Annotated in this window: 19 protein-coding genes; 6 read left to right on the top strand and 13 right to left on the bottom strand. The window is 45.3% G+C overall.

The window, feature by feature from the left end; genetic code table 11:
- Positions 1-50: 50 nt before the first annotated feature.
- Positions 51-647, top strand: a complete 597-nt coding sequence (locus EKM71_RS02885) for a hypothetical protein (protein ID WP_125573172.1) — start codon at positions 51-53, stop codon at positions 645-647.
- A gap of 39 nt (positions 648-686) precedes the next feature.
- Here EKM71_RS02885 and EKM71_RS02880 read toward each other — a convergent pair whose 3' ends face one another.
- A complete protein-coding gene (locus EKM71_RS02880; protein WP_125573171.1) occupies positions 687-1523 on the bottom strand; it encodes a potassium channel family protein in 837 nt (278 codons plus the stop codon).
- A 174-nt stretch (positions 1524-1697) separates the two neighbouring features.
- The gene (locus EKM71_RS02875) at positions 1698-2843 is read right to left on the bottom strand and encodes an ArgE/DapE family deacylase (RefSeq protein WP_125573170.1); all 1146 of its coding nucleotides are present in this window, start codon (positions 2841-2843) and stop codon (positions 1698-1700) included.
- Positions 2844-3031: 188 nt separating this feature from the next.
- Here EKM71_RS02875 and EKM71_RS02870 point away from each other — a divergent pair, with 188 nt between their 5' ends.
- The 3 genes from EKM71_RS02870 (at position 3032) to tnpA (ending at position 4730) form a co-directional block, all read left to right on the top strand.
- Positions 3032-3544 carry a YbhB/YbcL family Raf kinase inhibitor-like protein gene (locus EKM71_RS02870; protein ID WP_125573169.1) on the top strand — a complete coding sequence of 171 codons (513 nt, stop codon included), beginning with the start codon at positions 3032-3034 and terminating at the stop codon, positions 3542-3544.
- A gap of 30 nt (positions 3545-3574) precedes the next feature.
- The gene (locus EKM71_RS02865; protein ID WP_125573168.1) at positions 3575-4093 is read left to right on the top strand and encodes a universal stress protein; all 519 of its coding nucleotides are present in this window, start codon (positions 3575-3577) and stop codon (positions 4091-4093) included.
- Between the two features lie 172 nt (positions 4094-4265).
- A complete protein-coding gene (gene tnpA, locus EKM71_RS02860; protein ID WP_125573167.1) occupies positions 4266-4730 on the top strand; it encodes an IS200/IS605 family transposase in 465 nt (154 codons plus the stop codon).
- 125 nt (positions 4731-4855) lie between these two features.
- Here the strand turns inward: tnpA and EKM71_RS02855 are convergent, their stop codons facing one another.
- From EKM71_RS02855 to pglZ, 10 genes are all read right to left on the bottom strand, one after another.
- Positions 4856-5230, bottom strand: a complete 375-nt coding sequence (locus EKM71_RS02855; RefSeq protein WP_191986160.1) for an iron chaperone — start codon at positions 5228-5230, stop codon at positions 4856-4858.
- 138 nt (positions 5231-5368) lie between these two features.
- Positions 5369-6739 carry a sugar porter family MFS transporter gene (locus EKM71_RS02850; RefSeq protein WP_125573166.1) on the bottom strand — a complete coding sequence of 457 codons (1371 nt, stop codon included), beginning with the start codon at positions 6737-6739 and terminating at the stop codon, positions 5369-5371.
- Positions 6740-6924: 185 nt separating this feature from the next.
- Positions 6925-8295, bottom strand: coding sequence for a sugar porter family MFS transporter (locus tag EKM71_RS02845; protein ID WP_125573165.1), 1371 nt, complete (start codon positions 8293-8295; stop codon positions 6925-6927).
- Between the two features lie 210 nt (positions 8296-8505).
- Positions 8506-10023: a xylulokinase gene (xylB, locus tag EKM71_RS02840; RefSeq protein ID WP_125573164.1), complete on the bottom strand. Its 1518-nt coding sequence runs from the start codon at positions 10021-10023 to the stop codon at positions 8506-8508.
- A gap of 93 nt (positions 10024-10116) precedes the next feature.
- Positions 10117-11472, bottom strand: a complete 1356-nt coding sequence (gene xylA, locus EKM71_RS02835) for a xylose isomerase (RefSeq protein WP_125573163.1) — start codon at positions 11470-11472, stop codon at positions 10117-10119.
- 161 nt (positions 11473-11633) lie between these two features.
- The gene (locus tag EKM71_RS02830) at positions 11634-12833 is read right to left on the bottom strand and encodes an ROK family transcriptional regulator (protein WP_125573162.1); all 1200 of its coding nucleotides are present in this window, start codon (positions 12831-12833) and stop codon (positions 11634-11636) included.
- Between the two features lie 278 nt (positions 12834-13111).
- Positions 13112-13531, bottom strand: coding sequence for an arsenate reductase (thioredoxin) (gene arsC, locus EKM71_RS02825; protein ID WP_125573161.1), 420 nt, complete (start codon positions 13529-13531; stop codon positions 13112-13114).
- Positions 13532-13582: 51 nt separating this feature from the next.
- Positions 13583-14917: a replication-associated recombination protein A gene (locus EKM71_RS02820; RefSeq protein WP_125573160.1), complete on the bottom strand. Its 1335-nt coding sequence runs from the start codon at positions 14915-14917 to the stop codon at positions 13583-13585.
- Positions 14918-14973: 56 nt separating this feature from the next.
- The gene (brnQ, locus tag EKM71_RS02815) at positions 14974-16356 is read right to left on the bottom strand and encodes a branched-chain amino acid transport system II carrier protein (RefSeq protein ID WP_125573159.1); all 1383 of its coding nucleotides are present in this window, start codon (positions 16354-16356) and stop codon (positions 14974-14976) included.
- Positions 16357-16716: 360 nt separating this feature from the next.
- On the bottom strand, positions 16717-19257 hold the full coding sequence (pglZ, locus tag EKM71_RS02810) for a BREX-1 system phosphatase PglZ type A (protein ID WP_164504704.1): 2541 nt from the start codon (positions 19255-19257) through the stop codon (positions 16717-16719).
- Between the two features lie 116 nt (positions 19258-19373).
- Here pglZ and pglX (EKM71_RS02805) point away from each other — a divergent pair, with 116 nt between their 5' ends.
- A complete protein-coding gene (pglX, locus tag EKM71_RS02805; RefSeq protein ID WP_225417982.1) occupies positions 19374-21509 on the top strand; it encodes a BREX-1 system adenine-specific DNA-methyltransferase PglX in 2136 nt (711 codons plus the stop codon).
- Positions 21510-21562: 53 nt separating this feature from the next.
- Positions 21563-22651, top strand: coding sequence for a tyrosine-type recombinase/integrase (locus tag EKM71_RS02800; RefSeq protein WP_125573157.1), 1089 nt, complete (start codon positions 21563-21565; stop codon positions 22649-22651).
- 58 nt (positions 22652-22709) lie between these two features.
- On the opposite strand, the gene pglX (EKM71_RS02795) is transcribed toward EKM71_RS02800, so the two are convergent.
- Positions 22710-26207 carry a BREX-1 system adenine-specific DNA-methyltransferase PglX gene (gene pglX, locus EKM71_RS02795; RefSeq protein WP_125573156.1) on the bottom strand — a complete coding sequence of 1166 codons (3498 nt, stop codon included), beginning with the start codon at positions 26205-26207 and terminating at the stop codon, positions 22710-22712.
- Positions 26208-26233: the final 26 nt, after the last annotated feature.

The following is a 26233-nucleotide window of genomic DNA, read 5'->3' as shown; positions in this document are numbered from 1 at the left end:
CGGCGACAAGCTTGTTTTTTCACACCGTTCTGGACATGGAGGTTTTTCAGTTGAACAACCAAGAACCAAAATCACGCGTACAACGGTATAATTTTAATCAGGACCCCGAACACCCTACGCGGCAGCGACGTAAGCGTCCTCGTCGTTGGTGGCCCTGGGTTATGACACTAATCACACTGGCAATCGCCATTCTGTTAGTCCTGGCCATCTCACATCATAACAACTCAGCTTCGAACACCGCCGCTTCTTCTAGCGACAGTGCCTCGATTGCCGCTAAGTCGTCTTCCAACTCGGAACAGACGGCCTACGACATTTTTAAGAAGAAGTATGACGCGTACAACGATAATGGCCTTACCGTCACTCAGAAACAAAAATTACAAGACATTATCAACGACGAATCAAATGACGCCGTTCAAGACCGCGAGCAACAGCTCCTCGATCGGGCATCGACCAAATCATCCGAAACCAGTTCCTCTAAGGAAAGTAGCGGTTCGAATTCCTTCGATGACGTCCACACCTTCTCCTCGGTTGCCGACGCCCAAAATTGGGCACAGGCTTCCAAGAATCAATGGCTTCAAGCCGGCTATACGACATATACCATTACGTCTGATGGACAAGGCAATTACAATTTACAGTTCATTCATTAGAATCTAAAACGAGTCTAGGCAACTGCCTAGACTCGTTTTTTAGTTGCTCGTTGTTTCGTATTTCTCGACCCCGTCACCAGACCTTGCCGGCGCTGTTTTTTTAGTTTTCTTGGACGTCGCTCGTTTCTTAGTCTGCTTATTCAGCCGGTTAACCGTCGTTTGTAGGCGATCAACCTTCGACGTGAGTGTACGAATCTCTCCCATCAACTCGGCCATATCATCTTGTTGCTGTGTATCCTCACTCGCTGCGACACGGTTGTTGACGAAATCAACAATAGTACTGGTCAATAACCCAATAAAGCCAACCCCGCCGACCATCAGGATAGCCGCGATAATCTTTCCAAATGCTGTCTGCGGCGTCACATCCCCGTATCCAACGGTTGTAGCGGTCGTAATCGCCCACCAAAGGGAATTAGCCAGTGACTGCTTCTCGGTCAGTGAGAAAAGAAAGGCGCTTAACACAATAATAGCCACACTAATTGAAAAGAGATAAATAAAACCTGTTTTATAAATGAAGCGGTGAAAGGCCTTCGTCCACCTGCCGGAAATTCCCAGGCGCCAAAAAAGATGGTGAAATCGAATTAATCGAACCAACCGACTCAGCCGAAAGAGCGCAAAGACCGGGTGCATGGGAATAATTCCCAGTAGATCGAAAGCCGCATGAATCAGAAAGATTTTTCGATTCTTGGTGGTGATCAGCCGGACAAAGTAGTCGAGGGCAAAAACCACCAGCAAGCCGTTGGCAATTCCCATTTCTAGGGCATAATTTCCAATTTTGAAAAGGAGGCCTCCCAGGTTGACAACCGACCAGAGTGTCAGAATTGTCACGATCCAATGATAGACAATCAGCCACTGATGATGTCGTTTCTTTTCCATATGAACCCGCTCCCCATCAATGATTTAATGATTAATATAAGCCGTTTCGATCGAATTGCCAAGACTTCTGATCAATCTTAATCAGTTTGCTAATTTTAATGGCCTAACTGAATGATAAAGCCCCGCAACTCCTCTTAAATTAAGCGGATTGCGGGACCTATTTTACTGGGGTTGTCATTGGTCAAAAAACGCTGATACTAGTTTTTTATAAACTGTGATTGCTTGTAAGTATTCGGTAATCGAGATATATTCATCGGCTTGATGGGACGTGTCACTTCCCGGCCCCATTTCGATGCTGGTAAAGTCGGCCTTGGCTCGTAAAAATTCGGCACCATCGTTGGCTCCACCAGATCCCACGACATGAACTGGTCGTTGGCAAACCGCTTCACTGATTTGCTTGGCCAGTTGAACCAATGGTGCATTGGGATCACCCGGAATAGCCTCCTCAGGATAGCTATAGGTTAATTTAAGATCGACGCCGTCCTGTTGATTCAATTTGGCAATCAAGCTCTCTAGCTCATCATAGATGACCTGGTTGGGAGTGGCCGGAATTGTCCGCATGTTTGCCATCAATTCGGCATGCGCCGGAATCGAGTTAATCTGCTCGCCACCGGAAATCAGATCGACGTTGTGTAACAGGTGGCCTAAGACCAGATCTTCCTCGGTATGCTGCGCCATCAACGGCCCCACAGCGTTATAGAATTGCATGAGATTATCAATAGCATTGATGCCTTTTTCTGGTTCGGCACTATGACTGCTCTTACCAGTCGACACGACCTTGTAATCAATGACGCCCCGCGCCGTATAGACGACCTGATCCAGACCACTGGGCTCAGCAATTACCAGGCCGTCAAGTTGATCGGCATAACCAGCATCGGTCAGTGTCGCTGCGCCATATTCCCCAGTCTCCTCACCCACCGTGGCCAGCAACCGAACGCTCCCTTTGAGCGCCGTCTTCTGTTCCAAAAGCTCCAGCATGGCAATCGTAATTGCCGCTAAACCACTCTTCATGTCGGAGGTGCCGCGACCAAAGAGCTGGTCGCCGACAACCTCACCCCCAAATGGATCGTGATGCCAGGCCGAAACATCACCGGGGGCCACAACATCCATGTGGCCGCTCAACCCCAACTGGGGTCCAGCGCCACCGATCGTTACGACCAGATTATCTCTTCCTGGTGCGTAAGGCACTTTTTCCACCTGAGCCTGCGGATACGGAGCAAACAGGCTGGCTAAGTAATCTGCCACCTCGGTCTCGTGATCATTGACCGAAGGAATCTGAATCAAATGTTGTAAAATTTCAATTTTCTGCTGGGGTGTCATGGGCATCTTCCTTTCACTGAGTTCATCATGAGTCTTAGGATACGCCATTCTATCCAAATAACAATCTTTTTTGAAACTTTATTAGTAAAAAGCCACTCATACGTATCTTTATACATCACAAATGCATATTCGCGTCGTTTTTCTCCCTGCGGTATAATGAAGTTAGGTTTCATTTAGGAGGGATTCGGATGAAGATTTCAGTACCAACCGAACAGGGCGGCTTTCTGGCTGCCGAATATAGTAAGCAGGCGACGGGGGCTAACGTTTATGGTGGTAATCCCGTTAAGTCGTTTCCGATCAGCCTCACGGATGTGCCAGCTGGCACTAAAACACTGGCATTAAGCCTCGTCGACTTCGACGCCGTTCCCGTCTGTGGTTTCCCTTGGATTCATTGGATTGCTGCTAACTTTCCTGGCATGACACGCGAGATTCCGGCCGATGTATCTCGAACTAACCAGATTGCTCACGTTCACGGTCGCAACAGCAATGCCGGCTCATTAGTTGGGAACACTGATCCACAGATTTTCCAAAATTACACAGGGCCCTTCCCACCCGACGCCGATCACGATTACACCCTGACCGTCTACGCTCTGGACCAGACCCTTGATCTACCGGAAGGCTTCTGGCTAAATGATCTCATGCACCACGCAGCCGACCATACTCTGGCCACCGCCACATGCACCTTACGTGGACGCGCCTAGCGGTCATCATCGGCAATAGGAGGGTTCATTATGGAAATTGAACACGATTATCAACGCATCTTGGTCCCAGTCGATGGCTCGATTCAAGCTGAACTGGCCTTGAAGAAAGCTGTCACCGTGGCGCAACAGAATCACGCGACGATTGACCTACTCAACGTCCTCCGAATTAACCACTACGGCTTTTATGCCAGCGGGTCCATGCCGGGTGACGTTATCCATGAATTGGCAACCGACGCGACATCTTACCTGACTTCATTGGTTGAAACGACTTCAGCAGCCACCGGTTTCAAGGATCTTAACATTCACGTTCGCTTTGGAAATCCCAAAACCGTCATCGCCCACGAATTCGTTCGCGACCATGGAAATGATTTAATCATGCTGGGGGCTACTGGGATGAGCGCTGTTGCCCGGATGGTCGAAGGTTCTGTCACGGCATATGTCAGCCGGATGGCCGATATCGATGTCTTTGTTGTCCGCACTTCAGTAGCAGGCACGCCAATCGATCCCAAGAAACTCGTTCAAAAAAATCAGGAACAACCCAAATTCTAAAATAAGACAAGGAGGACCGGCAGATGGCCGGTCCTCCTTGTCTTATTATTAATAGGTTAAATACAACCACAAGTTTTACTTGTGGGGGTGAAAAAGGCTTTAGCCCAAAACACCCTTTCGATATACTATTTAACGGCTACCAACCAAAAATAGTATCGAAAGGGTGTTTTACATGTCTAAGAAGTCCAAAGACGATAGTAGCTTAGCACATACTAGATGGAATTGTAAGTACCACATAATCTTTTGCCCCAAGTATCGGCGAAAAGTTATTTTTGGAGAGTTAAGAGCAGATATTGGCCATATATTAAGAAGATTGTGTGAGTTAAAAGATGTTGAGATTATTGAAGCGCATGCAATGCCAGACCATATCCATATGCTGGTTAGAATTCCACCTAAGATGAGTGTCGCTAGTTTTATGGGGTATTTGAAAGGGCGAAGTGCCGTGATAATTCATGAGCGCCATGCGAATTTAAAGTACAATTATGGAAATCGAAGTTTTTGGGCTCGTGGATATTACGTGAGTACAGTTGGTTTGAACCAAAAGACAATAGAAAAATATATTCGCAATCAAGAAGCTGAAGATCGTGTAAATGACAGTATGACGAAGCGTGAATATCGAGATCCATTTAAGAAGTAAAAAAACTACCAAGGAAACGAGAGTCAGCGGTTGGTAGTCTTTTGCTGGGCCCCTTTAAGGGGCTTTTTGCGTGTGATAAGCCCTTCTAGGGCGGATACAAAGCCACCAGCTACGCTGGTGGATAATTACTTACGCCAAAACGTCGTACAATCGGCCTTATCCGCAATGTTAAAAGCAATGATCTGGTGGAGCAACTCGTAATCGACGTCCTGCGTCCATTTGATCCGGCCAAACTTCTTACCTGGATTATACTTGTCAGCAGCAATCTCCGCCGCAAAGCGTTCCATGGCCACGCCCTCTGGCGCAAAGGCCAGGTGTGGTTTGGCCACACTGAAGCCAATGATAAAGGTCCCATGATCGGTAAACATCGGTTGATTCCAAGCATATCGCTGTTTCAACTGTGGAAATTCCGATTGAACCCATTCCAATACGTGCCGCATCCGCACTTGATGGTCCGGGTTCTCAATCTTATCAACGAATTCTTCGAAGTCTTGGATCATGTGAACACCCCTTAACGATTCTTGAACTTAGTTGTCATTAGTATAGCATGGTATGTCGAAACCACTCGAATCTATTCTCCGGTCCTCGAGATAACAAAAGAGCCGTCCTCACAGGAACGACTCCAAAGATTAAACTCCTTATTTTGTTGCTAAATCTGCGGATTCGTCACCAGCTTTGGCCCGCAAAGTAGCTTCGATATCTTCCAATGAACGGTTTCGAGTCTCGAAGACCTTCTTCTGGACGAACCAGATGGAAACGAAACACAAAATACCATATCCGATAAAGAGGCTACCAGTTCCAAAGAAATCCAACAATGAGGGAAACGTTAGGGAAACAATCATATTCGCCGTCCAGTTAATTACGGAGGCAAATGAATTCCCTAGTCCCCGAATGTTCAATGGGAAGACTTCCCCAATCATGACCCACATCACAGGACCCCAAGTTGCGGAGAAAAAGGCAATGTAGATGGTTAAAGCAATTACAGAGATAATAGCCGCAACTTGCGACCCACCAGAAAATTTCATCCCGAAACTCATAATGAACAAGGAGATTCCCATTCCCACAGCCCCGATAGTCAACATTTTCTTTCGGTCAATCTTATCCATGATAGATACGGCAACCGCCGTGACAATCACGTTAAAAACCCCAATTCCAATGTGGGCCAGGAGTGCTGCACTAACACCGAAACCAACATCCGTGAAAATGGTTGGCGCGTAATAAAGCACCGTATTACACCCCATGACTTGTTGGAAGATAGCCAGTCCAACCCCAATCACTAGAGAAGGCCGGGCCATCTTACCAAAGAGTTCGGACCAACCCCCACTGACAACTTGCGCCTGTGATTGAATTTGTTCAACTTCTCGGTTCACGATTGCCGTGTCATGTTTGTTCATGGTATCAAGAACGGCACGGGCTTCATCGAGGCGGCCCGTTCGAACTAAGAAACGGGGACTCTCCGGTAAGATTAACCCACCAAAGAAAAGTAAGGCTGCTGGCACTGCGGCAAAGCCGAGCATCCACCGCCATCCGGTGTAAATGCCTGCAAACCCATAGTTTGTGATGTAGGCTAATAGAATTCCGGTCATCACCATCAGTTGGAACAAACTGGCAACTGTTCCCCGCTTATCGGCAGGTGCTAATTCAGCCAAGTAAGTTGGAATTAAGGCCGATGCGGCCCCCACAGCCATCCCAAGAATGACCCGAGAAATAATCAGTGTCCAAAATTCCGGCGAGAAAGCTGACCCCAAGGCACCAATAAAGAAGATGACAGCTGACAATAAGAGTAGTTTACGACGACCATATTTATCAGACGATGGACCAATAATAGCGGCTCCTAGAATGGCCCCCAGTAGAACGGCACTTACAACCCATCCTTGTTGCCATGAGCCTAGGTGCATTTGCTTCTGAATAAAGAGGATGGCTCCTGAGATAACCCCAGTGTCATACCCAAAGAGCAACCCACCTAGGGCGCCGAAGAAGTAAACAAATCCCGTTGAAACTTTTCGCATTTTCTGACTTCCTTTTGTCGGTTCATCGCCGTAGTTTTTTGAAGTTTTTTGTAAGTTGGCTAGTCATTAGGTTAGTTGATTGTCACAACCAACCATGATATTAGAATAACACTTTCCTCATCCTGTTGGAAGCGTTTTCCAAAAATAAAAAGCCGAGAAAATTCTCGGCTTCAAACCAAATTCATTTATTCTGTAGCACTAATAGCAGCTGGTTCGCCAGCCTTACTTCGTAAGGTTGCTTCAATTTCTTCCAATGAACGGTTTCGAGTCTCAAAGACATGCTTCTGAACGAACCAAATGGCCACGAAACAGAGCACGCCATAACCGATAAAGAGACTCCCCGTTCCAAAAAAGTTCAATAATGCAGGGAAAGTCAGAGAAACCACCATGTTTGCTGTCCAGTTAATCACGGACGCGAAGGAGTTCCCTAATCCTCGAATATTCAGTGGGAAAACTTCTCCAATCATGACCCACATCACAGGACCCCAGGTTGCAGAGAAGAAGGCAATATAGATTGTCAGGGCAATCACGGAGATAATGGCCGCTGCTTGTGACCCATCGGAGAACTTCATTCCGGCACTCATGACAAACAGAGAAATCCCCATCCCAACGGATCCAATATTCAGCATCTTCTTTCGGTCGACCTTGTCCATAATCATCACGGCAATCGCCGTTACAATCACGTTAAAAACCCCGATACCAATGTGTGCGAGTAACGCTGCGTTGACTCCAAAACCAACATCAGTAAAGATAGTTGGCGCGTAGTACAAAACCGTATTGCAGCCCATGACTTGTTGGAAAATCGCTAATCCGATTCCAATTGTTAGTGATGGCCGCACCATCTTACCAAAGAGTTCGTTCCAGCCACCATTTTTCATCTGAGCCTGCTCCTGAATCTGGCTCAGTTCAGCCTCGACGGCTGCCGTATCATGCTTGTTCATCGTATCTAAGACCGCTTTAGCCTGATCAACATGCCCAGTCTTCACTAAGAAACGCGGGCTTTCAGGTAAAATTAATCCCCCTAAAAACAACAGTGCAGCAGGAATTGCGGCAAATCCTAACATCCAACGCCAGCCGGTGTAAATATCCGCCCAGGCGTAATTAGTGATGTAGGCCAATAGAATCCCCGTCATCACCATCAGTTGAAACAAACTAGACACCGTTCCCCGCTTATCGGCAGGTGATAATTCTGCGAGATAGGTCGGAATTAGAGCGGAAGCCGCCCCCACTGCCATCCCTAAGACTACTCGAGAAATAATGAGTGTCCAGAACTCTGGTGCCATCCCAGAACCTAATGCCCCGACAAAGAAAATAATAGCCGATAATAAGAGGAGCTTCCGCCGCCCATATTTATCAGAGGACGGTCCAATGATGGCAGCCCCAAGAATGGCACCCAGCAGAACGGCACTCACGACCCATCCCTGTTGCCATGAACCCAAGTGCATCTGCTTTTGAATAAATAAGATAGCACCAGAGATAACCCCGGTATCATAACCAAAGAGTAATCCCCCAAGGGCTCCAAAAAAATAAACAAATCCGGTCGAAACTTTACGCATAGATATCGCTCCTTATACGGCTCACGCCATAAATTCTAAAAAGTGCAGTATGTGGAAGTTGTGCTGAATTGTAAGTTGGTCAATTTTTGAGTTGGTTGAGTTATACAACCAACCATGACGATAGCATAGCATGTTTAGTTTAATAATGGAAGCGTTTTCTAAATCTTCTCTAAAAAAACTCGGATCACCCGAGTTTTCTGTAAAGGAAATCTAAAGAGACGCCAATTCCGTCCGCCGGTAGTCCAACAACTGAGCACTAATCGACTTCGTTTGTTGGTAAACCTGGCTGTAGATCGCGTGCATCTTGGCATATTTTACAACGTTCTTAGGGTTTGGGTCGTAAGCCTTCCCGAAATGAACGAAGGTCTCGGCACAGTCCTGAAGCGAGTCGAACCAGCCCAGACCGGTAGCCGCAATCATGGCGGCACCCAAGCCAGGACCTTGTTCGTTCTTCAGACTGACCACTTTACGATTAAAGATATCCGCTTGCATCTGCAGCCAGAGAGGACTCTTCGCCCCACCCCCGATGGAAACGACCGTATCAAAGTCACCACCGTTTTCTTCATAGATATCAAAGAGGTCTTTAAAGGAGTAGACGATCCCCTCTAAAACAGCTCTAACAAAGTCGTAGCGCTGGTGGGTCCCATCAATTCCGGTAAAGCTTCCCCGAATGTCCGCGTCAGCGTAAGGCGCCCGCTCACCGACGATATAGGGGGTGTACAACAGCCCATTGGCCCCGACCGTTGATCGACCCGCACTCGCCACCACGTCCGTAAAGTCCTCTGCTGGTGCGAAAGTCTTCTTGAACCAACTCAGCGAATAGCCAGCAGCCAGCGTCACACCCATCGAATAGTACTTATTGGGAATGGCATGATCTTCAAATTGAACCACACCATGATAATTCACGTCGGCGTTATCTTCATACTTTAAAACGACCCCGGATGTTCCGATGCTGGATAGCACCATATTAGGGTGCAAGATCCCTGCGCCAACAGCACCAGCAGCATTATCGGCAGCCCCACCATAGACCTTAGTGGCCGTGGTCAGACCTGAGAATTCGGCATAGGCCGGCGTGACCGTGCCAGCGAAGTCAATCGACTGAATCAGCGGTGGACAGAGGCTCAGTGGAATAGCAAAGGCCTCACAGACCTCCTGACTCCATACACCCTTAGCCACGTCCAATAAGACTGTCCCGGTCGCGTCAGAGTAATCCATCGCCAGATTACCCGTCATCCGGTAGCGCACATAATCTTTGGGTAAGACAAAGGTCTTGGCCTTCGCCCAGATCTCAGGCTCGTTTTCTTTCACCCACAGTAGCTTCGTCAGTGTAAACCCTTCTAATGGTTGGTTACGGGTGATGTCGACAAATCGATCGCCCATCTTAGCTTCAATCTCTTCGCGTTGCGGTGTACTCCGCGTATCGTTCCAGAGAATTGACGGCCGCAGGACTTTATTATTTTCGTCAAGCAAGACCAACCCATGCATCTGGCCAGAGAAGCTCAGGCCCTCGATATCCTCGGCTGCCAGGTGATCATTCAAAATCAGTCGAACAATCGCCACAGTTGTGCCGGATACCCAATCCTCTGGATTCTGTTCGTTGTAACCGGGTTGTTTCTGAATCAAATCATAGTCAAAACTCTCTTGCGCAACGATCTGTCCCGCATGGTCAACGGCAGAGACCTTTACGGCACTCGTGCCCAGATCGACACCAAGTACATACTTACCCATCGGTCATTCCTCCTCAATCGACGGAATTTTCCGCCTAGTCATGATTTACAAAAGGGACGAACGAACTCTCGTCCGTTCGTCCCTTATTACTCATTATTTGCTTAACGTTTCAACGATGTAGTGGTTAATCGTGTCCTTAACTTGTTCCAAGTGATCGGAGTGCGTTGCACCAACCAAGTCAGCTTGGGTCTTGTCCAAGGCATAGTCTTCCAAACTCTTCAAGTCAGCCTTGCCGCTTTCGATATCGGCACCAATACCAGACTTGTATGAGCTGTAACGGTCAGCCTTCAGGTTATCCAGGAAGCCGTCTTCCTTCATAGCCGCTGCGATCCGCAAGCCGGCAGCGAAGCTGTCCATCCCTACGATATGACTTCTGAAGAGATCATTCGCTTCGAAGGATGAACGACGAGGCTTTGCATCAAAGTTTAACCCACCATGAGGCCCGATGCCACCATTTTCGATAACTTCATACATTGCGGCCGTAGTTTCGTACAAGTTTGAAGGGAATTCATCGATATCCCAACCGATTAACTTGTCCCCTTGGTTGGCATCCAAGGAACCGAGTAAACCAGCTTCACGCGCAACACGAATTTCATGTTGGTAAGTATGACCAGCCAAGTTGGCGTGGTTTCCTTCCAAGTTCAACTTGAAGTCTTTATCCAGGTCGTATTCCTTCATGAAGGCGATCGTGGTTGCGGCATCGAAGTCGTATTGGTGGGTGGTTGGTTCCTTAGGCTTTGGTTCTAACATCATCTGAGCATCGAAGCCGATTTCATTAGCGTAATCCTTAGCCAAATGGAACAACTTAGCAGCGTGTTCTTGTTCTTGCTTCATGTTGGTGTTCCAAAGTGATTCGTAGCCTTCACGACCACCCCAGAAGACGTAGTTCTCGGCACCAACCCGCTTACCGATTTCTAAACTGTGCTTGAGTTGAGCGGCACTGTAAGCAAAGACATCAGCGAATGGTGACGTTGCGGCACCATCAACGAAACGAGGGTTGGAGAACATATTAGACGTGTTCCAGAGAACCTTCATCCCGGTTGTTTTTTGATAGTCAACGATCTTGTCAACCACTTTATCGAGATTGGCGTTGGTTTGACGTAACGTATCACCTTCGGGGGCTAAGTCCCGGTCATGGAAACAAAGGTAATCAACACCCAACTTGTCATAAAATTCAAAAGCAGCATCCACCTTAGCCAAAGCTAAGTCCATTGGATCTGTGTAGTTATCGTATGGCCGTTGTGCGGTCCCATCACCAAATGGGTCCACTAAACGTTGGTCAAAGGTGTGCCAGTAGGCAACAGAGAACCGTAACCAGTCCTTCATCTTCTTGCCAGCAATCACTTCTTCAGGATTGTAGTATTGAAATCCAAAGCTTGACTTTTTATCTTGATGACCGACGTATTGGATCTTGTCGATCCCATTCCAGTAATTTGTTTTCGTGTCCATAATTTATTAAACCCTCCCGGTTAGTTCGTTGCGACAACCAACTCACAAGGTTCATTATACAGAGTTGTTTTATTTTTGCAAGCGTTTTCTAAAACGGACTTTCTTTTTAGATCAAAAAGACCTGAGAACAAGTTCTCAGATCTTTCGTTAGGTGAATTCAGCTAATGACTTTCAGTCTGTTCTTCAGTTGGTTGCGCAAAGTTCAGTTCATACCCATCCAGTTCTAATACCCGGTGTGTAATGAGCGAACAGCCCCCCAAAACTGTGGCCAGTCTGGCATTAGGTGTAATTGCTATACTCAAATCATTTGACGCCAGTTGTTGATACGTTGCTTTAATCGACGCTAATAAGACTGGTAATTCCTCTACTAACGGTGAGTTCAGGTAAAAAGCATCTGGGTCCAAAGTACGCATTGTATTGTAAATGAGCCCTGCAATTGCTGTCGTAAAAGACTTTAGGATTGCCGTCGTTTCCGGATCACCAGCTCGGTAAAGCTTGACAATCGCTTGGCGATTAAGATCTTTGAGCCCTTTGCGTTCTTCTACCTGACGGATAACAGCATCCTCTGAACTCACATCTTCCGCGTGCACCGGATGTGAGTCTCCAGCACCGTCCATCTGAATGCTAGCCACTGATCGTCCAATTTCACCCGCGTCCCCGTGTTCGCCACGAAAAAGATCGCGGTGCAGAATAATTCCGGCTCCAATCCCACTGTGAATACTGATGGTAACCGCACTATTCAAGTGTCGGGCTCCGTTGAAATCCCGTTCATAAATAGCGGAAAGATTGGCTTCGTTTTCCAGAATCACGGGGACCTGATAAGCTGTCCCAAAGACTTGTTCCAAATCAACCCCGTCCATCTCAATAAATGGAGATGTCTTCACTTGATTATTATTTACAATTCCGTGAATGGAGAAGCAAATCCCCAGCAGGCCATGACTGGTCGTATCGCTGTGTTGCACCTGCCCAATGTACTGATTAATTTGATCGACCATTTCATGGATTGTTTTTCCCTGCATTTTGATTCGATCGTACTGGCGAACGTGACCATCAATCCCGGTAACCAAAGCGTGTAAATGACGATACCCTAGATCAAATGTCAACGTATAACCATAGTTCCGATTGATTTCGATCAATGTTGGCTTACGTCCCCCAGCCGTCGATGCCTCTCCTAGACCTAATTCCGTCAAATAGCCTTCTGCCATTAAGGTGTTATAGAGTGAGGAGACGGTCGACTTGTTCAAATGCAACTGATGTGAGATCTCAATTCGTGAGGTGGGGTGGTTGTTGAAAATTTGTTGTAACACTAGTCTTAAATTCTGATCATGTAATTGATTCCGATTCATGCTGCGTTGAACCATCCAATCACTCCTAAATAGTCATTTTATATTGAAACGATTGCCCTTCACTTAAAGTGATAATCGCGTTCCCAAACCAACCTGTCGCCGCGACTAACCATGAGTCGCCAGCATCCAGTGGACCTCCAATTGGTCTCACATTGGTTTAATGAACCAACCAACATCAGTATCCCCTATAAATGAAAAGAATTCAACCACTTATTCAATCTTTTTGAAACGCTTGCAAAACCTTTTTGGCCGCGAGAAAAAGAAGCCCCAATAATTGAGACTTCCTAAAAAGTTTATTTCGCTTGCAGTTCGGCCACAAGGTCGGTGACCCGTTGCTCAATCTCATCGCGGACTTCACGGAAGACCACTAGACGTTCAGCTTCACTCCCGGTGGCTTGTGCTGGATCGATGAATGGCCAGTGACGACGTTCCACAGAAGGCGGCGTCATGGGACACTTATCGCGGGCATCCCCACAGAGTGTCACGACGACATCACTACTCAGCAAGTAGTCCCTGTCAATTAACTTGGAAGCCTGCTGGCTAATGTCGATCTGTTTTTCGGCCATGGTCTTCACGGCTAGTGGATTTAGACCATGCACTTCGACACCGGCACTAGCAATCTGCCAGTCTTTAGGCGCTAGTGCACGGGCAAATCCCTCGGCCATTTGGCTACGACAAGCATTTCCGGTACAAAGAAAATAAAGTTGCGTCATAATAAAGCGCCTCATTTCTGGGTCTACCCAGTCGTTAATTTCTGCTAATGGCTATGAGTGATCCGCCTGATCGGCGGCATGCTCTTTACGCCAGTTCTTCACGTAATTCAGGCGTTTCTTGAAGAGCCCCTCGCGCCCCTGATCGGTGGGATCATAGTACGTGTGACCCACCAGATCATCGGGAAGCGTCTGCATCGTGGTTAACTTGTCCTTGGTGTCATGGGCGTACTGATAATCCTTACCGTAATCCAAGTCCTTCATAAGCTTGGTTGGTGCATTACGGATCTGTAGTGGTACCGGTTCGTCTCGTGTCTCCTGAACGTCCTTCTTAGCTGCTAGTCTTGCCTTATAGACGGCATTTGATTTGGGCGCTAACGCCAGATAAGTCACGGCTTCAGTCAGGTGAACATCGCACTCCGGCATCCCAAGAAATTGACAGGCTTGAAAGACATTCACGGCCACGTTCAAGGCATTCGTGTCGGCCAGCCCGATATCTTCACTGGCAAATCGAACTAGTCGTCGGGCAATATATAAAGGATCCTCGCCGCCTTCTAGCATCCGTGACATCCAGTAGATCGCCGCATCCGGATCACTGTTACGCATCGACTTATGCAAGGCGGAGATGATGTTGTAGTGTTCCTCACCAGATTTGTCATATAGCACGAACTTCTGATTAATAAGCTGTTTCAAGTCATCCATGGTTACGGTCACTTTTTGGCCTTGTTTATCACCGTTTAGGACCGCCATTTCCAGCGTATTCAACGCTGAACGGGCGTCTCCGTTGGCAAACTCTGCGATAGCGCGAATCTCATCGGGACCGATCGTAACCTGGCCCTTAAACCCGGCCGGATTGGCCAAGGCATTCTTCAAGAGTTGTTCAATATCATCGTTTTGAAGCGCCTTAAGCACAAAGACCTTACATCGAGACAACAGGGCAGAATTGATTTCAAATGACGGATTCTCGGTTGTCGCCCCAATCAAGACGATACTTCCGCGCTCCACATATGGGAGAAAAGCATCCTGTTGGGCCTTGTTAAACCGATGAATTTCATCAACGAAAACGATCGTCTTTTCCCCCACCGAAAGGTCATTAGCAGCCTGTTTCATAATTTTTTTAATCTGACTAATTCCACTGTTGACAGCACTAAATTGAAGAAATTTAGCCTGCGTCTGACGCGCAATAATCTCAGCTAGCGTCGTCTTTCCGACACCTGGTGGACCCCAGAAAATCATCGACGAGACTTGGTCATTTTCAATCAACTCGCGGAGAATCTTGCCCGGGCCCAACAGATGAGTCTGACCGACAAATTCCGCCAATGACCGCGGGCGTACTCGGCTAGCCAACGGCGACTGTTGTTGATTTGCAAATAGAGATTCCTGCTCCACGAGACTCACCACCCTTTTAGGTTAATGATAACCCGTTTAGCTTTGGAACAAAAGGGCTAACGGTCCTGATCAACCACGCTTATAGGCACCAACGCCCAACGTAGGCGCCCCCAAGCGATTCCCAGGACAAACCCCAGGAAGGTCGGCAAGATCCAGCCTAACCCCAAGCTGGCAAATGGCACAACTTGATGGTAGACCATTAACGCGGTATGGATTGGCGCTAACTGTGTTACAACGGCTGGCGAATGATTTAACATATCTAAGACGGCGGGAACCATGGTGAACGCAATCGTCAACTTGTAGACAATCCCCGCGTAAGGCCGATTCGAAACCGTTAGCGCAACGAGAATGAGGGCTAATGACAATGGATAGAGCAGCATGAGCACTGGCAACGACCAGTCAATAATGGTGTTGAGACCAGCGTTGGCGACCAGGAAGGAAACCAGTGTCGTGACACGTAACCACGCCAAGTAACTGACTCGGGGAAAGAGTTTGTGGAAGTCTTGGGCAAACGAGGTGACCAGTCCCAGCGCCGTGGTGAAGACACCCAGCGTTACTAGAACACCGAGAAAGAGCGTCCCAAAGTTGCCGAAGTAGTGGCCCACAATCTGAGACAGTGCCACCCCACCATTGTCGGATAGACTGAGTCGACTGAGGCTGAAGGCCCCCAATAGAACCAGGCCAAAATAGATGAGAATTTCCAGACCAATACTTAAAGCCCCCGCCTGAGCAGTCAGCTTAGTAAGTGCACGGTCGTGATAACCCAGGCCCCGAACGGCATGAACGAAGGTGACACTCAGAGCCAATAAAGCCACTGCGTCAACGGTGTTGTAACCCTCAAGAAAGCCATGAACCGTCGCATGCGTCTGGTAGGTTACCGTGGCAGCATGCTGAAGGTTTCCCATAGGATTGAGAAATGCCACGACGAAGATGACCGCTAACATCAGGAGAAAACCAGCGTTGAGATACTTCCCCACAACCTTGACTAGATTGTTCTGATGCGTGGCCAAAACGTAGGCCGCCCCGAAGAAGAGGGCCGTAAAAATCAGCATCCCCACTGGATTGAAACGCGTTGGCAGAAAAGGCTGCACGGCCATTTCATAAGCCGTGGCTGCCGTTCTGGGGGTCCCAAAGAATGGCCCGATGGTCAGGTGAACCAGGACTAGAAAGAGTGCCGCATAGTGCCGACCAACGGGCTTGGCGAGATCGAAGAGTCCATCACTTTTGGTTACTACGACCGCTAAGATCGCCAGCAATGGAAACAGTGACCCCGAGATGGCGAATCCCAACGCGGCCAGGAACCAATTGTGACCAGCCAGTTGCCCGAGATGCACGGGAAAAATCAAGTTGCCGGACCCGAAAAACATGCCAAAAATCAAGGAACTCACCACGAGTAATTGCCCCCAACTCTTCTTGGGGGTGACGTCTGCATTTTCCATATCGATGCCTCCATAGCTAGTCAATTTAATCGTCATAGCGTCAAAAAGAGCCCTCTCCCATTACGGGAAAAGGGCTCTACGAGTAGAACGGTACCACCTTTTATGTTGCGGTTACCCGCAACGCTCATCACGGACGAACATCCGCTAGCCAGATAATGGTGGCCACCACGCGTGCCTACTGATTCAGTCGCGAACTCGGAAATGATTTTCACCGGCAGTTATTGATCACTTTCCACTTGATGTGACTCACTTGGCAACGACCCGTCGGTTACTGTTTTCCTCAACGTTTTTGAAGTATTGAGATTGATTATAGGCGTGCAAAGATTAGAGGTCAATGGACATTTTAATTGTTTTCTAATTTTAAAAATTAAAGTCATTAAGATCGGCGATATCCATTGTAAATGGAATTTTCGTTTTCTCGTGACTACGTTGATTTTCAATTACCAAAGAATACATCTGGGTTTTGTCATAAGGCTTATCGGCTAAAATCAACTGAATACTTTGCATGCGATCCTTTACTGACTCCGAACGATTATTGGCGTTGATCGTCTGTTGGCCGGAGATCTGTTGGCCCTGCTCATTGACAAAATACAGAGTAAATTCAACCGGGATAACTGTCGCACTAATCGGTTGTGACTGGCGTAAAACTAGGGGCACCGTCAATGCCGTAATCTGCCGGTTCATACTGAAGAGTTCTAACGTCACGTCTTGTGCAGCTGAACGGTTAGAAGTCGTCTTCACTTCCAGCAGCGGTACTATCATTTCTTGCAGTGAGGAGCCCCCGTGAACATAGTTAAATGACCCGACTGCCTTGAAAACATTCGCTGTTTTTGGATAGTAAACATACCGCTGATCAGATCTATCTGCCAAAATATCACTTAGCTTTTGTCGACCGATCCCTGGTAAGTCAAAATCTCGTGCCGTCACCAAGTAACGTTGGGACTTCACATCATTTTCATCCGTCTCAATTTCGATCTTATCGGTGGCCTCCAATTGATCATGTCGATAGATATACCCATGGTCAGCCGTCACGTAGATATGCGCAATTCCCAACGTTCGTAGCCGCGTAATCAACTGGTGGATCTCAGTTATGGCCTCGTCGGTTGCCTTGAACACATCATCTTCCGTCTTCTGATTATCACCAACCGCATCGACCTTGTTGTGGTAAATATACACAACCTCTTGTCCGGCAAACTTCTCCCGCAACTCCTTGGACATGTCCCCCTTCAGTTCCTTCAAACTGTACGCGGCACTCTTAGGATTATGATGCCGTAAAATGGCCTGGCGTTGTTGTTGATTACCGGTCTTCTGGCCATCAACGATTAATTCTTTCTGCCGTGCCTGCAGGTCTAATTTGCGATTAGGAAGCATAAAGGGCATCCCCATATAAGTCACAGAAGGTAACCCTGTCACCAAATAATCCATCGACAGCGACGTCACCTGATCCTCTCGACTCAAACGTTTCTCTAATTCTTTAGCTGCCTCAAATCGAAAAGCATCGGAAATAATTACGACAATTCGATTCCGTTTTGGTGCAATGTAGAAACGGTAAAAATTACGTTGTAAGTGTTGCGGTTTAACCTCAGTCACATCGAATGCTTCATTCCACGCATAAATAGACTTATCTAGGTAATTATTGATATAAATCGACTCGATTAACGTCTTGGTTTTGGAAAAGGCCTCCGGTTGCCCGGTAAGTTGGTAGTCATAGGTAAACTTCCGATAATCGGTATCCATACGATAGTCTTGTGCCACATACCGGTCTATCATCGCCTGCTGCCCCTCAGCAGGCTGCTGATGACCTTTCCGGACAATGTTCCAGGCCCTACGCATCATGCGGTAAAGTCGAGAAAAACGTGGTTGACTGCCATAGTGCGTATTCAATCGCTGGCGGGTGAGCTCCGCTATCGTTTGATCATTCAACCGGCTATCCAAATCCTCAAGCTGTAACCGCTCTTGAATCCACAACAAGATCAGTTGGTCGAAACGTGGAAATATGTCAGACTTGGCCAAATCATCGATCTTAGTGTTTCTAAAGAGACGATCGCTATCTACCAGTTGCCAGACTAATTCAGCAATGCTGTCGAAAGTATCTTCACTAGACTCTTTCGTCTCGCTACGATGGCCGAACTGCTGAACGAAGGTCTGGACATTCGCCGCGTATTCACTAAGGTCATACTTCTTCAAACTAACCGGTACTGACTTTTCCATTTGCTGATAAGCCATGGTTACATAGAGATCTGCAACTAGTCCCTCAAGTTCTGGCGCTTCCTCAGTATATCCGAAACGAACCGCAATCTCTTCCCAGAACGATTGCAAGACCCCATACCGCGCAAACTCTTTTAAAACAGGATTGTCTTTAATGCCTTTAACCAGTAGTTCCTGTAGAAGATCAAAGAAGTCCACAATCGGTTGATTCAAAGGTGTCAAAGCAGCCATGATCGCTAACTCTGGTTTAGCTTTATAACTGTCAACGTCATACCGAGAAAAGACGGCCCGCCGGCGTGCATTAGCGAAGAAACTAGCATATTGCTTAATGAAAGGCTTTAGGCTCTCTGGTAATCCTAGCTCCTTACGTAAGATTTCTTTGGAATCAGCTGTAAAAATGCCAGAATACAGCACGATGTTTCGTAAATGGTCTTCCTCAAGTGCTGGTTCGGGGACCGGCGAATAGACCAATGCCTTCGTCTGATATGGTAAGGCCAATAACTGTTGCTTTGTTTCCAGCTGATGACCTGGGGCCATAACGATAACATCTGCAATCCCCGTTAAGGCTTCCTGAATCTCAGCAATACTCGTCGTAAAATCACCGTTGTCATCGTACCAGAAAACAAATTGCTGTTGATCGGTGAATCGTTTTTTCAAGGTTTTAATAATTTGATTAGTGTCGACATCTGCCACGATGCTTACTCCCTTTTAGTCGTTTTATGATATAGCCTAATCATAACGTAAACCCATACGACCTGCAGCAGAATTTATGAAATTAATCGTTCACTCCCAACTATCACGACGGGGTAATCCAGCATTTGATTACTGATGTTAGCGAGGATGATTTTAACGTGGCTGTTGGTGGTCAGGTGGAGATTATTGGGTGGCTGTATCAGTACTATAATACGGAGCCGAAAGATCAGGCATTCAAGAAGAAAAAATATCTTGAATCCGATATCCCTGCTGTGACCCAGCTTTTCACACCTGACTGGATTGTAAAGTACATGGTAGATAATTCACTGGGACGTTACTGGATTGATGTCCTGAAAGCTAGAGGAGATTACCGCTCCGACAAAGAAATTGCAGATGATTTTGGTTGGCGCTATTTCATGCCAGCCGCTAATCAAACGGAACAAGTTTCGATTCAGTCTGAATCAACTAAACTGTCAGCTGAAAACATTGAGAAGGTTACCCTTATCGATGCTGCAATGGGTTCCGGTCACATCCTGATCTATGCTTTCGAAGTCTTTATGCAAATCTATGAACGTGAAGGTTACTCACGTAGAGATGCAGCAAAGCTAATTATTCAAAAAAACATCTATGGATTGGATATTGATACTCGTGCCTTCCAATTGGCTTACTTCTCGTTAATGATGAAGGCTCGTGGCGCTAATCGTCGCTTTTTAACTTTGAACATTCGCCCAAATGTATTTGATATTCCAGAATCAGGCGAATTATCAAGTGCAGATTTTCAAGAATTTCTTCAGTCTGAGGATGAAGAAAAGCAGCTGGATTATTTGTTGGACAAATTTCGTTATGGAAACGAGTATGGTTCGTTAGTCCAGTTGGCTAAGCCCGTGGATTGGTCAATGATTACGCGGATTAGTAATCAGAAATTAAGTGCAGGACAACTGTCATTGAATTCTATTGTGTTAGTAGAGAATCAGGATAAGTTGCGTGAAATTAGTACCGTTGGGGAAATACTGTCACGACAGTTTACTATTGGTGCGATGAATCCACCGTACATGGGTTCCGGTAAGATGGATTCAGTCCTTGGAAAATATGTGAAAAAACATTTTCCTAATAGTAAGTCTGACCTCTTTGCGGTGTTCATAGAACGACTACGTAGTTTAACTGATAGGGATGGCTATTATGCCATGATTACACAACACGCTTGGATGTTTCTTTCGAGTTTTAAAAAATTACGTTCAGTTCTGAAGGCAGATACGCTGATTAACATGGCACATTTGGGTACACGAGCATTTGAAGAAATTGGTGGAGAGGTTGTTCAATCTACAACCTTCGTGTTCAAGCACCAGACTATTGCTAATTATATTGGTACTTATGAGCGATTAGTTAGTTTCGATTCACAGCAAAAAAAGGAACGGGCCTATCTAGCCGCAGTTAAAAACACTGATGTTAACTACCTTTATCGAACTAACCAAGCGAACTTTGCGAAGATTCCCGGGATGCCGATTGCTTATTGGATTCCTAAATCTTTAACTAACCAATTTAAAAACAACCCCTCAGTCTCGAACATATCTTTCGTGGGACTAGGTATGCGTACAGGAAATAATAGTCGTTTCTTAAGGCTATGGTACGAAATCAGAATTTCTTCATTCGATCCACATCTAACTAACCCTGATAAGACTTTCGATTATGTAAAGTGGGTACCTTATGATAAAGGGGGAAACTATCGTAAATGGTATGGTAATAATGAGTATGTCGTCAATTGGGCCAATGATGGCAAAGAAATCAAAGATGACACAAAGAGAAAATATCCACAATTAGGGGACAATTTAGGATGGAAAATCACCAATGAAAATTTCTACTTCAAGCAAGGACTAACCTGGTCGTTTATTAGTTCGAGTAATTTTGGTGTGCGATTTTCAACAATGGGATCGATCTTTGATGTAGCAGGTTCATCCTTATTTTCAGACAGTAATGATGTTCTTTTCTATTTAGAAGCACTATTGAACACAAAAGTTGCATTTTATATTTTGCAAGTACAAAATCCTACATTAAATTTTCAAGTTGTAAATATTAAGAATATTCCCTTGAAAGTTAAGAATACAGAAACTGTGACTATGCTTAGTAGTGCATCAAATAGTTTAGCAAAATTTGATTGGGATTCCTTCGAAACCTCCTGGGACTTCACCACCCATCCACTCCTAATTCACATCGCTGACGATAATCTATCACACTGTCGTTCTCCCGTTGGCTAACTAGTCAATCTGTGACAAAATTGTGCCAATAAACACGCAATGGAGGGAAAAACATGGTAAGTTATCGTAAACGTGGTAATTCTTGGCAGTATGAAATCTCCTATAAGGATCACAATGGAAAGTACAAGAAGCTTCGTAAATCAGGCTTTCTGCTCAAATCTGAAGCCATTCTGGCTGCTAGTAAAGTTCAGACAGAGCACCCTAACCTCACAACTGTCCAGTCAGGTAGTGAATCTTTAGTCTCCTACTACCAGCGCTGGATTCGAGTTTACAAACAAAATGCCGTAACACCAATTACCTATAATAAATATCAAAATACTGCTAAGCATGCCAACGAGCTATTTGGCGATCTCAAGTTAAAAGATTTAACCAAGCTGATCTACCAAGAACAGTTAAATAAGTTCGCCGAAGACCACGCTAAAAGAACCGTCTCTTGTTTCCACAAACAGCTTCGTGCCTGCATTTTGGAAGCGTTAGATGAAAAGATCATTACTACCGACCCAACTAGAAAAGCTGTGATAACTGGTAAAGAACGACTTAAGATTGCAAAAGCCTTGAACTATGATGATTGGAAGACGCTACTGCTCAATCTCGACACATCACAAATTGGCGAAATGATTGTTTACCTGGCGGCTGTCACTGGCATGCGTTATGGTGAAATCGTAGGGCTCACACCAAGTGACATCGACCTAAAAGATAATCTAATCACTGTGAACAAAGCCTGGGATTACAAGTATAAGACTGGGTTTATGAAGACCAAAACTCGATCCTCGGTCCGGGACATTGCCATCGACCAGCAGACCGTTCAAAAACTTCAAAACTTTTTAAATCTTCACTTTCTGAATTCAAATCGCCCCATCTTCATGAACATGGCTGGTCACATTTTGGTTAGTGCTGAAATCAATAAGATGCTGACAGAAAAGTTAGAACAACTTGGGATTCCCCGAATCACCTTTCATGGCCTACGACATACACACGCATCAATCCTGCTCTACAAAGGAGTTAGTGTCCTATCAGTCTCTCGTAGATTAGGTCACAGTAACATCACAACTACGCAATCAACGTACTTACACATCATCAAAGAACTTGAATCTCAGGACCAAGAAAAGATCATCTCAATCTTGAATAATATTTCAAAATAGTTGGCACATAACTTGGCACAAAGGGGACCTCTCATTGATTTGAGAAGTCCCCTTTAGCTTATTTCAGCTTAGATAAAATGGCGCTGCCATCTTGAAGTTTATCGTAATTGACGACAACCCCGTCATCTAAATCAAGTTTGATTTTCTGGTTAGCAATATGCTGAATCAATGGATCATACTTAATAATTTCAGTCAGTTGCTGATTTAAATGCTTGAGTTCTTTTTCATAGCGTTTCTTCTGACTTGCTACCGTCTCACTACTTGCTAGCTGAGTCAGCTGCTCAATTCGTAATTCATACTTTCCCTGCAGTGGATGTAGATAGTTCGTCCGAATCATTGCCAGTTCATCAGAATCGTAGCGATGGAGATACATCAATGCCTTAAAACCATTGTTCTTGCCACTACTAAATTCCCAGTATATTGGCCGCTTTTGATAGATCTTCTTATGATCCTTAAAGAAGTCTTCCACAAAATAGCGACGAATGGCTGTTTCATCTGAATCAGCCTTTTTACCAATCACAGAGGCGATATAGGCAACGTTCTCGTCAACTGTTTTTGACCCAAAAGTAGCCGCTAAGAATGTCTTCAAACGATAAATAATATCGCGTGAATCACCAAAGTAGTCAGCATCGTTTAGCATCAATAGGTTATCTTCGTTTGGCACAAATGACTGATATTTGCTTTGATCCCATTCGCCACCAGCAAAAGCCAATCCTTCAATATCTAATGAATAACGACCAAATACAACACCTACAAAGTACGACAGAAACGACTTAATGTCGCGTTCTTCATCAGCCAACCGTACAGAAACATCCTTGTCAGCTACTTCTGCCGTTAGTTCATCGTCCAGTCCATACAGATCAATAAAGATTCGATTTAACTCTTCTTCATTCGACTTGAGCTGAGCAAACCGCTCTCGGGTCTCACCTTGCCATAAGCTAAATGCGTTTTTAACCTTACCATCTATTTTATTTTGCTTATCGTCAGCGATGTGAATTAAAAGTGGATGGGTGGTGAAGTCCCAGGAGGTTTCGAAAGAGTCCCAATCGAATTTTGATAAATAAATAGCATTGTCAACCAAATCAATGACTATTGATGCATTATTCACTACAGGTAACCACGGAATCATTTGTATCTGACCAAGTCGATAGTCCAATGTTGGTGAAAGAAAAGAAAGAATGAATTCTGAAACTTTAGAGTTTAGCAATGCTAAGGCTATTTGATAAGGACTATTGATCGTAGAAAACATCATTGGTCCCTTAGAATCAAAGAAGTATTTTTGAATAGTGTATCTAAAAGAGGGCTTACCAGATGAAATGGCGGACCATGTTATGCCAGCTCTATTTTGGAAATCCAAATTTCTAATATTAGATTTAGGCATTGCTTTCATCGATGCACCATTATTTTGCCAATTTACGAAATATTCATTATTTCCATACCATTTTCTATACGATCCGCCCTTTTGATATGGATGCCAACCTCCATGTATTTCAGCAAGTTCAAACCAGAATCTCAAAAATTTCGCGTTGTTTCCGGTTCCAAGACCTTCTTTTCCTCGGAAATATTTAGAAAGTCTAATATCTTCTGAAAACAACGAGAATAATTTTCGACTAGCCCAATAAGCAATCGGCATTCCGGGAATCTTCGCAAAGTTCGCTTGGTTAGTTCGATAAAGGTAGTTAATATCAGGGTTGGCGATTGCCTCAAGAACCTTATCCTTCTGGACATCCATGCCACCTTTGAAAGCAGAAAGTTTTACGTAAGTACCAATGGATTCATTTGTCACATTCTTCATCACAAACGTATTAATTGGTACCGTTGCCTCCTCAAATGCAGAATACTCCATCTGAATGAGGCTATCAATTTTTTTCGTCTCAATCAAATACTTTCGTAATTTCTCATAGGTTTTGATGAACATCCATACAAATGGCGTCATGAAGGCGGAATAACCACCCGATTTAGCTAGATTACTGTTATTAAAAATGAACACTGAGAATAAGTCTCCAGAGTAGTCTGCATAGTGCTTCTTAACATACTTTTTCAGCGCCGCATCCATCTTGTTCATGTATGGTGGATTCGTCACAACCACTTCATAGTGATTCGTCAAAACTTCAGCAATTGACAGAACTCGTAATAGCTTCTCTTTAGTTTCTCGTAAACCAAAAACATCCAATCCCTCAACATCTACCGATGCAATGGCCTTTCGTAAATCTTGAAAATCATAGTCCTTATTGCCAAAGTCAATGATTGACCCCAATTCACGGGCATTACTGAATTTATCTATGATATCCTTCAAGTCCGCTTGAAATTTCTCGGGTATTCGCATCATAAATTCTTCTGAAATATCGTCAGTATCTTCAAAGACAAAAACGTTCGGTTCAAAATCACCATTCCATAGGGCGCGACGATTAAATTGACGAGTCTTCATCATCAACGCAAAGTAGGACAGTTGATACGCCCGCTGGTCAATTTCCAGCCCGAATAAATTATTCTTGATAATCAGGATAGCGGCATCTCTGACAGAATAACCTTGTTCTTGATAGATCTGCATTAAGACATCAAAGGCATACACCAAAATATGACCTGATCCCATGGCATTATCAATGACTTTTAAATCTTCAACAGATTCGCCATCGCTAATAATTTCGATATCACCAGGAAGTAAAAGCTCCAGCTTATCTTGGAGGCTACTCTCAGGATGGCGTTCCAGCCAATACTTTCCCAAGGAGTTATCAACCATATATTTAACAACCCAGTCCGTTGTAAAAAGCTGAGTTGCTGCGGGAATGTCAGCTTTTTTAACCGGGCCACCGGTGATATTGACGACTTGATCATGAGGTTCCGTATTATAGTACTGATACAGCCACCCAATAATCTCCACCTGACCACCAACAGCCACGTTAAAATCATCCTCGCTAACATCAGTAATCAAATGCTGGATTACCCCGTCGTGATAGTTGGGAGTGAACAATAATTCTGCATAATCATTAGTATTTTCGAATAAATATGGCAGGTTCTTGTTCAAAGCATTGGCCTGTTTAATAAATAACATATGATACTCGGCATCCATGTCTGTCGGTTGCTCAGTATCTAAAGCTTTATTGATCAGATCACGTTCTGTGGAGGAAAACCCACCCAAGTCACTTTCGACATCTAATGCATGGACCATGATATCTGGTTCATTTCGATTCTCAGTACTGGATAAGACTCGTGTCCGACTCGGCAGATAGTCATTCACTTCCATAAAACGAATCGCAATAATTCGGTTAAACCACGTATAGGCAACTTCTTCTACTAAATCATGAAAGGCTGTTTTAAAGTCACTTTTCGTTGCTCGTCGTTCTAACTCATCGACGAACCGTTGCCGCTTAACGATGTTCTGACCTGTAATCCCGCCTAGTTCATCCTTATAGTATTCAACTTCAGACGTTGAAATCGGTAACTTATCTGCCACACCTGCTTCAGAGATCCCCAACGAAGCCGCTTTAAGCTTAATGTCCTCAATGAGCGATCGGCGCGCGTTAACTGCAAATTTTTTAATTGCTGTTTTATCCATAATCTCTTCCTTCACTCTGACTGGGA

Origin of the sequence: Levilactobacillus huananensis (genome assembly GCF_003946145.1) — a bacterium.
GTDB classification, from domain to species: Bacteria; Bacillota; Bacilli; order Lactobacillales; family Lactobacillaceae; genus Levilactobacillus; species Levilactobacillus huananensis.
Note: the sequence above shows the minus strand (reverse complement) of the source record. Positions and strands in the feature narration are given on the sequence as shown.

Bases quoted from the DNA above. Each gene is read 5' to 3' on its own strand.
- pglX (WP_125573156.1), bottom strand. From the start codon at position 26,207: ATGGATAAAACAGCAATTAAAAAATTTGCAGTTAACGCGCGCCGATCG.
- EKM71_RS02855 (WP_191986160.1), bottom strand. From the start codon at position 5,230: ATGATCCAAGACTTCGAAGAATTCGTTGATAAGATTGAGAACCCGGAC.
- EKM71_RS02830 (WP_125573162.1), bottom strand. From the start codon at position 12,833: ATGGTTCAACGCAGCATGAATCGGAATCAATTACATGATCAGAATTTA.
- arsC (WP_125573161.1), bottom strand. From the start codon at position 13,531: ATGACGCAACTTTATTTTCTTTGTACCGGAAATGCTTGTCGTAGCCAA.
- EKM71_RS02880 (WP_125573171.1), bottom strand. From the start codon at position 1,523: ATGGAAAAGAAACGACATCATCAGTGGCTGATTGTCTATCATTGGATC.
- xylB (WP_125573164.1), bottom strand. From the start codon at position 10,023: ATGGGTAAGTATGTACTTGGTGTCGATCTGGGCACGAGTGCCGTAAAG.
- xylA (WP_125573163.1), bottom strand. From the start codon at position 11,472: ATGGACACGAAAACAAATTACTGGAATGGGATCGACAAGATCCAATAC.
- EKM71_RS02850 (WP_125573166.1), bottom strand. From the start codon at position 6,739: ATGCGAAAAGTTTCAACGGGATTTGTTTACTTCTTCGGCGCCCTAGGT.
- EKM71_RS02875 (WP_125573170.1), bottom strand. From the start codon at position 2,843: ATGACACCCCAGCAGAAAATTGAAATTTTACAACATTTGATTCAGATT.
- EKM71_RS02800 (WP_125573157.1), top strand. From the start codon at position 21,563: ATGGTAAGTTATCGTAAACGTGGTAATTCTTGGCAGTATGAAATCTCC.
- EKM71_RS02845 (WP_125573165.1), bottom strand. From the start codon at position 8,295: ATGCGTAAAGTTTCGACCGGATTTGTTTATTTTTTTGGAGCCCTTGGG.
- tnpA (WP_125573167.1), top strand. From the start codon at position 4,266: ATGTCTAAGAAGTCCAAAGACGATAGTAGCTTAGCACATACTAGATGG.
- EKM71_RS02865 (WP_125573168.1), top strand. From the start codon at position 3,575: ATGGAAATTGAACACGATTATCAACGCATCTTGGTCCCAGTCGATGGC.
- brnQ (WP_125573159.1), bottom strand. From the start codon at position 16,356: ATGGAAAATGCAGACGTCACCCCCAAGAAGAGTTGGGGGCAATTACTC.
- EKM71_RS02870 (WP_125573169.1), top strand. From the start codon at position 3,032: ATGAAGATTTCAGTACCAACCGAACAGGGCGGCTTTCTGGCTGCCGAA.